Raw genomic sequence first — 11,593 nt, forward strand, 5'->3', positions numbered from 1 at the left:
CCGCCCCAGCAAGCTCGCCAGCGGCTGGTTCTCAGCGGAGCACCCCCCGCGCCGCAAGCGCGGCGGGTCGCGCTACAGGCCGGCATCCATCCCGGTCACGATCGCCATGGTCGCGATGCTGCTCTACGCACTGCTGCCGCTGTTCTGGCTGCTGGTGAACGCGAGCAAGTCCCGCGATCACCTGTACAACTCGTTCGCACTCTGGTTCGCAGGCGACTTCGCCCTGTTCGAGAACATCTACCGCGTGTTCACGTTCAACGACGGGATCTTCCTGCGCTGGTTCGGGAACACCGTTCTCTACGTCGTGGTCGGCGGTGGCGGTGCCGCGCTGTTGGCAACCCTCGCCGGATACGGCCTCGCGAAGTACCGATTCCCCGGCCGACGGGCGGTGCTCGCCGTCATCCTCGGCGCGATCGCCATTCCCGGCTCAGCGCTCGCCGTGCCGCAGTTCCTGATGTTCAGCGGACTCGGACTCACCAACACCCCGGCAGCGGTGATCATCCCGTCGCTGATCAGCGCCTTCGGTCTCTACCTGATCTGGGTCTACGCGGCCGAGGCCGTGCCCGACGAGATGATCGAGGCCGCACGGCTCGACGGTGCCAGCGAGCTGCGCATCTTCATGTCGATCTCGTTCCGCCAGCTGATGCCGGCCGTGATCACCGTGCTGATGTTCTCGCTCGTCGCCACCTGGAACAACTACTTCCTGCCGCTGATCATGCTCAGCGACCCGGCCTGGTATCCGCTCCCCGTCGGTTTGAACCAGTGGGCATCCGCGGCGAGCTCCATCGGCGGCAACGCGATCCCCGAGCTGGTGATCACCGGATCGCTGCTCACGGTCATCCCGATCGCAGGCGCCTTCCTCTACCTGCAGCGCTACTGGCAGTCCGGCCTGACCGCCGGAAGCGTCAAGTAGGCCACCCGCACCCTGTCCATCCCGTACCCGAACACCCATCACGCACCATCACACACAATGCGAAAGGCAGAACAATGACGTACTCACGCAGCAACACGAAGAGGGCACTGGCCGCCATCGGCGCCGGCGCACTTCTGATCGGCGCACTCTCCGCCTGCACGCCAGGCGGATCCGGCGACGGCGACAAGCCGTCCTCCGGCGGCACCCAGGCAGACATCGACGCCGCGCTCGAGAAGGGCGGCACTCTCACCTGGTGGACGTGGGGCGACGAGGCGCAGCTGCAGGCGGACGCCTTCACCAAGGAGCACCCGAACGTCAAGTTCGACATCGTCATGATGGACAACCCCGGCGCCGTGGTCACCAAGGTCCAGAACGCCGTCAAGGCGGGCAAGGGCGCACCGGACCTCATCCCCGTCGAATACCAGACGGTCCCGCAGCTCGCCATGGGCGGCGCCCTCGCCGACATGAGCGACTGGGGCCTCGGCGACTACGCCGACGAGTTCATCGCCTCGTCGTGGGAGGGCATGCAGTTCCAGGGCAAGCAGACCGGCATCCCGCTGGACTCGGGTCCCATGGTGCTCATCTACAACAAGGACCTGTTCGACGCGGCCGGGATCAGCGCTCCGCCGAAGACCTGGGACGAGTACTCGGCCGCAGCTGCCGCCATCCACGCCCACGACCCCGAGGCCTACCTCGCCAACAGCGGTGACGCCGGCTTCATGACGAGCATGTTCTGGGCCGCAGGCGGCCAGCCGTTCAAGACCGAGGGCGAGAACGTCACGATCGACGTCGAGGAGCCGAAGACCAAGCAGTTCATCGACTTCTGGTCTGACGAGCTCGCATCCGGCAACTACTCGTCGCTGTCGACCTGGTCGGACGAGTGGAGCAAGGCGCTCACGCAGGGCAAGCTCGGCTCGCTGCTGATGGGCGGCTGGATGATCAGCGGCATGGACGACTACAGCACCGGCAACTGGCGCGTCGCCCAGATCCCGTCCTTCGACGGCAGCGCCATGTCGGCGATGAACGGCGGCAGTGGCCTCGCGGTGAGCGAGCAGAGCGAGAACAAGGCTCTTGCCGCCGCGGTCCTGCAGTTCATGGCAACAGGTGAGGGCCGCACGATCCAGAACACCAACGGCTTCCCCGGCACCACCGCGATCATGGACGACCCGGCCTGGCTCGACGTCGAGTTCCCCGCCTACGACGGCCAGAAGGCCAACCAGGAGGGCAAGCTCTCGTCCGAGAACGTCGTCGCGGGCTGGCAGTACCTGCCCTTCCAGGGCTACGCCAATGACATCTTCGCCGACACCGCGGGCAAGGCGATCGCCGATGGCACCAGCCTGAGCGACGGTCTGCTGGCCTGGCAGGACGACCTGGTCGCCTACGGCAACGAGCAGGGCTTCAGCGTCAACAAGTGATCACACGGCAGTAAGACGCGGGGGTCTGCAATCCTGCAGGCCCTCGCGGTCGTACCACCGGCTTCTTCTCTCAGATCAGGATGTTCATGACCACGTTCGCCATCGGTGACGATGACTTTCTCCTCGACGGTGCGCCGCACCGGATCCTCTCCGGCGCACTGCACTACTTCCGAGTGCACCCTGACCTGTGGGCGGACCGGATCCACAAGGCCCGACTGATGGGGCTGAACACCATCGAGACCTACGTCGCGTGGAACGAGCACGCACCGAAGCGGGGCGAGTTTCGCACCGACAACGCACTCGACCTGGCCCGCTTCCTCGACCTCGTACAGGCCGAGGGCATGCACGCGATCGTGCGCCCGGGCCCCTACATCTGCGCCGAGTGGACCGAGGGCGGCCTGCCGGCCTGGCTGCTCGCAGAGCATTCGCACGTGCTGCGCCGCAGCGACCCCGGGTACCTCGCCGCCGTCGAGGAGTACCTCGAAGCGGTCTACGAGATCGTCGCCCCGCGACAGATCCACCGCGGCGGCTCGGTCATCCTCGTGCAGATCGAGAACGAGTACGGCGCGTACGGCGCTGACAAGGACTACCTGCGCTCGCTCGTCGACATCACCCGTCGCGCCGGCATCGACGTGCCGCTGACGACGGTCGACCAGCCACTGGGCACCATGCTGCAGGACGGCAGCCTCGACGAGCTGCACCGCACCGGCTCGTTCGGCTCTCGGGTTCCAGAGCGCCTGGCCACTCTGCGCGAGCACCAGCCCACAGGACCGCTGATGTGCTCGGAGTTCTGGTGCGGATGGTTCGACAGCTGGGGCGAGCCGCACAACACGACCTCAGCCGCTGCAGCGGCAGCCGAGCTGGACGCGCTGCTGGCCGCTGGGGCCTCGGTGAACATCTACATGTTCCACGGCGGCACGAACTTCGGCTTCACCTCCGGCGCCAACGACAAGGGCATCTACCGTCCGATCACGACGTCGTACGACTACGACGCACCGCTGGCCGAGGACGGCACGCCGACCGCGAAGTACCGCGCATTCCGCGAGGTGATCTCGAAGTACGCCCCGGTGCCTGACGAGTATCCCGCCGAGCGAGCGGATGCCCCTGCCTTGACCGTCGCGCTGGATCACACCGTGCCGCTGAGCGACCTCGACCTCGTGCAGGCGTCCACCTTCGGCAGCCTGCCGGATGCCGCGCAGTTCGGCTTCCCCCGCGGGTTCTCGCACTACGGCATCCCCGTCTCGCACGGCGGTCTGCTCGCCTTCGCCGAGGTGCGCGACCGGGCGCACGTCTTCCTCGACGGCGTGCGCGTGGGCGTCATCGACCGCGAGCAGGGCGAGCGGGTCATCGCGATCCCCGCCACCGGGGGAGAGCTCTGCGTTCTCGTGGAGCACCTCGGCGGCGTCAACTACGGACCGCGCCTCGGCGAGGTCAAGGGGCTCATCGGCCCTGCCACGCTCGACGGAGTGGTGCTCGAGGGCTGGCTGGCAGGGCCCCTCGACCTCGACCTCGACACCGTGCGGGCAGCCCTGCAGTTCGCCCCTGCGGTGGGCGCACCTGTAGCCGGTCCCGTGTTCGCCAGCGGTGCGTTCGGCCTGGATGAGCCGGCGGACCTGCACCTGCGGATCGGCGACTGGGGCTCCGGCGTCGTGTGGGTGAACGGCTTCAACCTCGGACGGCACTGGAGCCGTGGACCGCAGCGCACCCTGTACGTACCAGGACCCATCCTGCGGGCGGGGCAGAACGAGATCATCGTGCTCGAGCTCGCCGGCATGCCATCGGCTGTCGCGGAGTTCGTCGCGCGGCCCGACCTCGGCCCGGATGAGCGCTGACGACGTGCGCGATCCAGGTCACAGGCACTCAGCGGTGCGGCACAGGCCCCGTGCTGTCGCGCACGACGAGCCGGGTGGGCACCAGATGCTTCTTGCCGGTGTCGGGTTCGCCGTCGATGAGGGCGAGCAGCTCGGCGGTCGCCAGCCTGCCGACCTCGTCCAGATGCTGGTGCACGGTCGTCAGCGCCGGCCAGAACGTGGCGGCGCCCTCGGTGTCATCGAAGCCGATCACGCTGATGTCCTCTGGAATCCGCAGACCCCGGTCGTGGATCGCCTTCATCACACCGAGGGCCATCTGATCGTTCGCCGCGAAGACAGCAGTGGGCAATGGGTCGGACTGCAGGATGCGGTGGCCGATCTCGACGGCCGATGCCGCCGACCAGTCGCCGAACAGCACGGGGCGCGCGGTCACCTGCCCCTCGGCCTGCAGGCGCCGGTAGACGTCGGCGCGATTGTGGGCGGGATACGACAGGTCAGGACCTGCGACATGTACGATGTCGCGATGCCCGAGGTCGAGCAGGTGCTGCAGTGCGATGCGGGCGCCCTGCTCCTGGTCGGTTCCCGCAAGCGTGTAGGGCAGGCGCGTGTCCGAGTCGATGACGACCAGGGGCAGCCCCGCAGCCATGGTCAGGTCGTCGAGCGGTCCGACCTCGGAGGACATCACCAGGATGATGCCGTCGACGGCCTGCTCCTCGAGGCGCCCGAACGCGCCGGCGACGCCGCTCGGGGTGGCGTCGGCGATCGGCAGCAGCGTGGTGGTGCAGCCGGCCGCCTCGGCCGCCTGTGCGACACCGTCGAGCGCCCTGTCGTTGCCGAAGTTGGTGAGGTTGAACGTGACGAATCCGATGCTGCGGAATCGGCCCGACTTCAGGTTGCGGGCGGCGCTGTTGGGCCGGTAGCCGAGCTCCTTCATCGACGCCAGCACCCGCTGCCTGGTGAGGGCATGAACATTCGGGTTGTCATTCGCCACGCGCGACACGGTCTGCGCCGACACTCCAGCGTGGGCTGCCACGTCGATGATCGACGGGCGCGTCTTCTTCCTCGGCATATTCATGGCAACGTAAACAGTATCCGAACGACCTCTGGAGAGGAATCCCCCCGATGAGTACTGCCACCGATTTCGGCCTCGCCCTGCACAGCGGCGGCGTGTCGTTGGTGCTCGACTTCCGAGGCGGGCACCTGCCCACCGTGCTGCACTGGGGTGCGGCCGTCGGAGAGATCACCTCTGACGATCTCGCAGCCCTGGTGAGCAGCCGGGTGCCCCCGCTCGGCGCGAGCGAGCCCGACGAGCCTGTGGCGGCGTCTGTGCTGCCCGAGCACACCCTCGGCTGGCAGGGGCGCCCCGGCATCAGCGGCTCCAGAGCCGGTCGCGCGTGGTCGCCGGAGTTCCTGGTGGACGAAGTGAGCATCGACGGCGCACGTCTCGATGGGCCGAGCGGCATCCGCAACCATGGCCACGGGGTCGTCGTCGTGCGCGCGGCCGATGCGGTTACCGCGCTGGGGCTCGAGATCACGATCGAGCTCACGGAGGCGGGCGTGGTGCGGATGCGCGCCGACCTGCACAACCGCGCAGACGACGAGTACCAGCTCGACGAGCTGCTGCTGTGCTTGCCGGTGCCGCTGCAGGCCGAGGAGCTGCTCGACTTCGGCGGTCGCTGGGGTCGTGAGCGCGCGCCGCAGCGGCACCGCGTCACGCAGGGTACTCACCGCCGCGAGGGCCGACGCGGGCGTACCGGCCTCGACGCCGCGACGATCCTGTCGGCGGGCGTGCCGGGCTTCGGCTTCGCCGCCGGCGAGGTCTGGGGCGTGCACACGGCGTGGTCCGGCAACCACGTGCATCAGCTGGAGCGCATGCTGTCCGGCATCCAGCTCCTCGGCGGCGGCGAGCTGCTGCTGCCTGGCGAGATGCGGCTGGCGCCGGATGCCCACTACCGCAGCCCCTGGGTGTACGGGTTCTACGGTGACGGTCTCGACGCCGCTGCGCGGCGCGCGCATCGGATGCTGCGGGCGCGCCCCCAGCATCCGACCAGGCCCCGCCCGATCACCCTCAACACCTGGGAGGCGGTCTACTTCGACCACGACGAGAAGGCACTCACCGATCTGGCCGATCTTGCCGCCGATATCGGCGTCGAGCGCTTCGTGCTCGACGACGGCTGGTTCGGCGCGCGCCGCGGCGACACGGCGGGTCTCGGCGACTGGACCGTCTCGAAGGACGCCTGGCCGCACGGGCTCGGCCCGCTCATCCAGCACGTCCGCGGCCTCGGCATGGAGTTCGGGCTGTGGGTCGAGCCCGAGATGGTCAATGTCGACTCCGACCTCGCGCGAGCGCATCCGGACTGGATCATGACCGCCCGCGACCGGCTGCCGATCGAAGCCCGCAATCAGCAGGTGCTCGACATGGCCAACCCGGATTGCTACGCGCACATCCGCGACGCGATGCTCACGCTGCTGGATGAGAACGACATCGCGTACCTGAAGTGGGACCACAACCGCGACCTCGTGGATGCCGGAACAGGGGCATCCCACACCCCGGGCGTGCACGGGCAGACCGAGGCGTATTACCGCCTCGTCGCCGAGCTGAAGGCGCACCAGCCTGGGCTGGAGATCGAGGCGTGCTCGTCGGGCGGCGGGCGCGTCGACCTCGGCGCGCTGGAGCACTCCGACCGGATCTGGGTCTCGGACAACAACGACCCAGTGGACCGCACCGAGATCAACCTGTGGACCAGCCAGCTGGTCGCGCCAGAGCTGATGGGCACGCACATCAGCTCGCAGGTCTCGCACACCACCGGCCGTGTCCACTCGCTGTCGTTCCGCTCCGCCACGGCGCTGTTCGGGCACCTCGGCATCGAGATCGATCTGCGGACGGCGGCGCCGGAGGAACTCGACGAGCTGCGCGCCTGGGTGGGTCTGCACCGCGAACTGCGCGACCTGCTGCACGGCGGCGACCTGGTGCGCCTCGACCATCCCGATCCGTCGATCGTGCTGCACGGCGTCGTCGCGCCCGACCAGTCGAGCGCCCTGTACTCGTTCACGTCGCTCGCCCGCTCGCCGCTCGCCAACAGCGGACGGGTGCGGCTGCCGGGGCTCGCGGCTGGTCGCCGCTATGCCGTGCGGCCGGAGTACTTCGGCGGGCCGGTGCCCGACAGCATCCTGCCGTCGTGGTGGGACGAAGGGGTCGAGCTCGACGGCGGGCTGCTTGGCACCGTCGGGCTGATGCCGCCGGCGCTGCCGCCGGAGCAGGCGGTGGTGCTGCGGGTGACCGCCATCGAGGCCTGACGGATCGAGGCCAGACGGGTCAGGGCGTCGACCAGTCGGCCTCTGTGACGTGCGGTGGGTGCGCGGCCGCGTCGTACACGCGCACCCAGTGCACGTCGACGGCGAGGAGCGCGAATCCGGCATCCAACGCCCTCGAACCGGGGAAGCGCTGGCTGTACGCCTCACCGAGCCGCCAGCGCTCCTCGTCCCGCGTCACGCGGGCGGTGCCCTCGAGCTGCACGGTGGTGTCCGCACCGGTCACGGCGACGGCGATCCGCGGATTCCGGGTGATGTTGCCGACCTTGCGCGAGTCGTCCTTGGCGTCGAACATCAGCACGCCGTCGTCGCCGGCGTGGATGCCGACGTATGCGGCCTGCGGCCCGCCGTCCTCTCCGACCGTGGCGACGACGCCCGATCCGCACACGCGGATGAAGTGCGCCACAGCGGCGCGGTCGACGGCATCGATGCTCATGTTCTGAAGGTACGCGCGCGCGGGGTCGGCCGCGACCCGGACTTCACGACGACGGAGCGGCAGGAAGTGGAGCTGCGCGTTCCCATGCGGCGGCGCCGCCGGGGACGACCCGGAACAGCGGATGCGCTGTCGGCGACGTCAGCGCCCACTCGGTGGCACGCTCCGGACTTCGAGCCTCGAGTTTGACTCCCAGATGCGCCCACTCCAGGGCGAGCTGTCCGTCGGTGACGGCGATCGTCCCGATCGCAGGGGCTGGGGCGATGATGCGAGTCCGGTCGAAACGGTATCCGCGGGCATCCGCCTCATCGGCGACTCCGGCCAGGTAGGCGCCGACGGCCGCAAGCGGATCGGCGGGGTCGCGGAACCTCTCCAGCTGCGGATGATGGGTGTACCCGCGCGTGCGTCCGGCCAGCACTGCCTGGGCGAGCAGCGCCTCCCGCCAGCACGCCACGAGTCCGGCACGATCCAGATGACGCGGATGCAGCGACCACAGCCTCACGGTGTCTGCGCCGTGTCGTCGTGTGCGTCGAGCGCGCGATCCTGCTGAGGTGTGCGTGACAGCTTCGACGGCCACCAGATCCGTCGGCCGATGTCGTAGGTGAGCGCGGGCACCAGCAGCGAGCGCACCACGAAGGTGTCCAGCAGCACGCCGAACGAGACGATGAACGCGATCTGCACGAGGAACAGGATCGGGATCACCGACAGTGCGGCGAACGTGGCCGCCAGCACGAGACCCGCCGAGGTGATCACACCCCCGGTGAGCGCGAGCCCGCGCAGGATGCCCTCTCTGGTGCCGTGCCGCTGCGATTCCTCTCGCACGCGAGTCATCAGGAAGATGTTGTAGTCGATGCCGAGCGCTACCAGGAAGACGAAGCCGTACAGCGGCACGGCGGGGTCGGCGCCGGGGAAGTCGAACACGCCGTTGAACACCAGGGCGGCGACACCGACCGCTGACCCGAACGACAGCACGGTGGTGAGGATCAGCAGCACCGGGGCGAGGATCGCTCGCAGCAGCAGCATGAGGATGAGCAGGATCACCACGAGGATGACCGGGATGATGAGGTTGCGGTCGTGGATCGACGCGATGTTCGTGTCGAGCGAGGTCGCGGTCACCCCTCCCACCAGCGCCTTCATCGGGTCGAGTTCGGCGCGCAGATCGATGACGGTCTGCTCCGCCGCGGCGGAATCGGCGGCAACCGTGAGGGTGCCCTGCAGCAGCACACGGCCGTCTGCGACGGTCGGCTCCGGTGCCGGTGTGCCAGGAGGGCCGAACGCCTGCACACCGTCGGAGGTGATCGGGGCGGTGCCGGAGGGGGAGTCGGATGCTGTCACCGACACCCCGTCGATGCCCTCGTCTGCGAGCAGCACGTCGGCGGCATCCTGCATCTGTTCCTCGTCGACGAGGACGTACACCGGGCTGCCGGAGCCGCCGGGGAAGTGCTCGCCGAGAACCTGCTGGCCGTCGCGCGCCTCGGAGGCCCCGAGTACCAGGTCGGACTGCGGCACGCCGCTGGCATCGAGCTGGGTCACGCCGAGAGCGGCGATCGCCAGCACGACGGTCGTGGTGATCCAGATCAGCCGGGGGCGGCGGCGGATGAGGCGCGCCAGGCGAGCCCACAGGCCCGACCCGTCGAGCGGGTTCTCATCATCCGCGTGGTGCGGGTCGAACCGCGGACGCCGCGGCCAGAACGCCGCGCGGCCGAACAGGCCCAGCAGCGCAGGCAGCAGCGTGAGGGCCGCGAGCATGGCGAACACGATCCCGATGGCGGCAACAGGGCCCAGCGTGCTGTTCGATTTCAGATCGCTCAGCAGCAGGCACAGCAGACCGGCGATCACGGTGCCGCCCGAGGCGAGGATCGGCTCGAAGGAACCCCGCCACGCCAGACGCAGCGCCGCCCACTTGTCATCTGTCGCGCGCAGTTCATCCCTGAACCTGGCGACGAGCAGAAGGGAGTAGTCGGTGGCGGCACCGATCACCAGGATGAACAGGATGCCCTGGGTCTGCCCGCTCAGCAGCAGGATGCCGAACTTCGCCGCCCACCACACCACGAGCAGCGCGACGCACAGCGCGAACAGGCTGGTGCTCAGCACGACGATCGGCAGCAGCAGCGACCGGTACACGATGATCAGGATCACGAAGACCGCCAGCAGGGCGACCAGCAGCAGGATGCCGTCGATGCCGGAGAAGCCGGCGATGAGGTCTGCGGTGAAGCCGGCTGGGCCGGTGATGTACACCGTGACCCCGTCGGGCACAGCCTTGTTCAGATCGGCGGAGAGACCGGCTGCGATGTCACCGACTTCGGCATCAGCCTCGATCGGCACGAATGCCTGTGCGGCGAGGCCGTCGTCGGAGACGAGCACCGGCGAGACGTCCTTCTGCACACCCTCAGCGCCGGTCGCGTCGTCGAGCGCGTCGGTGAGCTGCTGCTGCAGATCGTCGTCGATCGCCGTGTCCGATTCGAAGACGACCACGGCAGGGAGGGTGTCGGACCCGAGGAAGTCGCCAAGGGCGTTCTGCACCTCGGTGGCGGGCGCGGAATCGGGCAGGTACGCCGTGCGCTCGTTCGAGGAGACCTCATCGACCTTGCCGAACAGCGGCCCGCCGAGCGCGGCGCCGGCCAGCCAGAGCAGAATCACGACTCCCGAGAGGATGCCACGCAGCAGCCTGCGAGGTCTGGGGTGCGCCTGCCTGAGCTCAGCCCTCGTCGTCATGCGCTTCCCCTCGTCGTCTGGCGCTTCCCCGCTGGCCACGCTACACGGCGGGCGCGACGAGTCTTGCGCTGACGGGGCGATCTCGGCGCCGCCCCTACAGTGAGGTGATGGACATGATCTGGCGGATGACAGAGTCGGAGCCCGAACGCGGCGAGCGGATCGCGCGCGCCAGGGACCGGGTCTGGGCGAAGCGGCACCAGGCTGAGAAGACCGAGACGGCTCCGGTCACGATCGAAGACGGAGAGCTCTGGATCGGTGAGGATGCTGACGGGCGCGAGGTCATCGCACTCTGGGTGCGGCACGAGGGGCCGCACTCGTTCCTCGCCGACGTCCACGCCCCGCAGCTGGGCGCCGATGAACTCTGGTCGGCGGTCAGCGCACTCGCCGCAGCCGAGAAGTGGCCACGGGTGACGTTCAGCGCGTTTCTGGGCGATGACTCCGCGGCGGCGCTCGCCGTGGCATCCGACGCGAGCCGCATCGCCACGAAGATGCAGCGCGAGACGTCAGACGCACCGATGCCGCAGGGTGTCGCGACCATGCCGATGACGGAGGGCGAGTACGCCGGCTACGCGGCGCGCAGCGACCGCAGCTATGCGGAGGAGCTGCTCGCCAGTGGATCCGTCGCCGACATGGATGCGGCGCTCGCCGAGGCCGCGGCTGCGATGGGGAGACTGCTGCCGGACGGCCTGCAGACCCCCGATCAGCGACTGTGGACCGTGCGCGATCCAGAGGATGAGACGGTCGGGATCCTCTGGGTGCACCTGCAGGCCGAACGCGCGTTCATCTACGACATCGAGATGCGCGAGGAGGCCCGCGGCCGTGGGTACGGCACCCAGGCGCTGCGCGCTGCTGCCGCTCACGCCAGGGAGGCGGGGCGGGAGCTGATCGCCCTGAACGTCTTCGGGCAGAACGAGGGTGCCCGCCGGCTGTACACGCGCGAGGGATACGTCGCGACCGAGATCATCTGGACGGTGACGTGCGACTGAGCTGAGCG

At 69.0% G+C, this 11,593-nt stretch carries 9 protein-coding genes; 5 read left to right on the forward strand and 4 right to left on the reverse strand.

The genetic code is table 11. From position 1 onward, the window contains the following. Positions 1 to 106: 106 nt before the first annotated feature. The 3 genes from MNR00_RS06440 to MNR00_RS06450 all read left to right on the forward strand — a co-directional run bounded on the left by MNR00_RS06440 (position 107) and on the right by MNR00_RS06450 (position 4,160). Positions 107 to 913 (forward strand): carbohydrate ABC transporter permease, encoded by an 807-nt coding sequence (locus MNR00_RS06440; RefSeq protein WP_241928778.1) that lies wholly within the window; start codon positions 107 to 109, stop codon positions 911 to 913. A 74-nt stretch (positions 914 to 987) separates the two neighbouring features. Next, positions 988 to 2,328, forward strand: coding sequence for a sugar ABC transporter substrate-binding protein (locus tag MNR00_RS06445; protein WP_241928328.1), 1,341 nt, complete (start codon positions 988 to 990; stop codon positions 2,326 to 2,328). 86 nt (positions 2,329 to 2,414) lie between these two features. Next, the gene (locus MNR00_RS06450) at positions 2,415 to 4,160 is read left to right on the forward strand and encodes a beta-galactosidase family protein (RefSeq protein WP_241928329.1); all 1,746 of its coding nucleotides are present in this window, start codon (positions 2,415 to 2,417) and stop codon (positions 4,158 to 4,160) included. A gap of 28 nt (positions 4,161 to 4,188) precedes the next feature. Here MNR00_RS06450 and MNR00_RS06455 read toward each other — a convergent pair whose 3' ends face one another. Further along, positions 4,189 to 5,208, reverse strand: coding sequence for a LacI family DNA-binding transcriptional regulator (locus MNR00_RS06455; protein ID WP_241928330.1), 1,020 nt, complete (start codon positions 5,206 to 5,208; stop codon positions 4,189 to 4,191). A 53-nt stretch (positions 5,209 to 5,261) separates the two neighbouring features. Here MNR00_RS06455 and MNR00_RS06460 point away from each other — a divergent pair, with 53 nt between their 5' ends. Continuing rightward, complete coding sequence (locus tag MNR00_RS06460) at positions 5,262 to 7,436, forward strand: alpha-galactosidase (protein ID WP_241928331.1); 2,175 nt, start codon at positions 5,262 to 5,264, stop codon at positions 7,434 to 7,436. 19 nt (positions 7,437 to 7,455) lie between these two features. Here the strand turns inward: MNR00_RS06460 and MNR00_RS06465 are convergent, their stop codons facing one another. Genes MNR00_RS06465 through MNR00_RS06475 form a run of 3 tightly spaced genes read right to left on the reverse strand, consistent with a single transcriptional unit; the run spans position 7,456 to position 10,599 of the window. After that, positions 7,456 to 7,887 carry a pyridoxamine 5'-phosphate oxidase family protein gene (locus MNR00_RS06465; RefSeq protein WP_241928332.1) on the reverse strand — a complete coding sequence of 144 codons (432 nt, stop codon included), beginning with the start codon at positions 7,885 to 7,887 and terminating at the stop codon, positions 7,456 to 7,458. 43 nt (positions 7,888 to 7,930) lie between these two features. Then, positions 7,931 to 8,386 carry a pyrimidine dimer DNA glycosylase/endonuclease V gene (locus MNR00_RS06470; protein ID WP_241928333.1) on the reverse strand — a complete coding sequence of 152 codons (456 nt, stop codon included), beginning with the start codon at positions 8,384 to 8,386 and terminating at the stop codon, positions 7,931 to 7,933. Next, the gene (locus MNR00_RS06475) at positions 8,383 to 10,599 is read right to left on the reverse strand and encodes an MMPL family transporter (protein WP_241928334.1); all 2,217 of its coding nucleotides are present in this window, start codon (positions 10,597 to 10,599) and stop codon (positions 8,383 to 8,385) included. The genes MNR00_RS06470 and MNR00_RS06475 overlap by 4 nt, the downstream gene beginning before the upstream one ends. Before the next feature lie 107 nt (positions 10,600 to 10,706). Between MNR00_RS06475 and MNR00_RS06480 the strand changes: the two genes are divergently transcribed. Further along, positions 10,707 to 11,585, forward strand: coding sequence for a GNAT family N-acetyltransferase (locus MNR00_RS06480; protein ID WP_241928335.1), 879 nt, complete (start codon positions 10,707 to 10,709; stop codon positions 11,583 to 11,585). Positions 11,586 to 11,593: the final 8 nt, after the last annotated feature.

Origin of the sequence: Microbacterium sp. H1-D42 (assembly GCF_022637555.1) — a bacterium.
Taxonomy (GTDB): Bacteria; Actinomycetota; Actinomycetes; order Actinomycetales; family Microbacteriaceae; genus Microbacterium.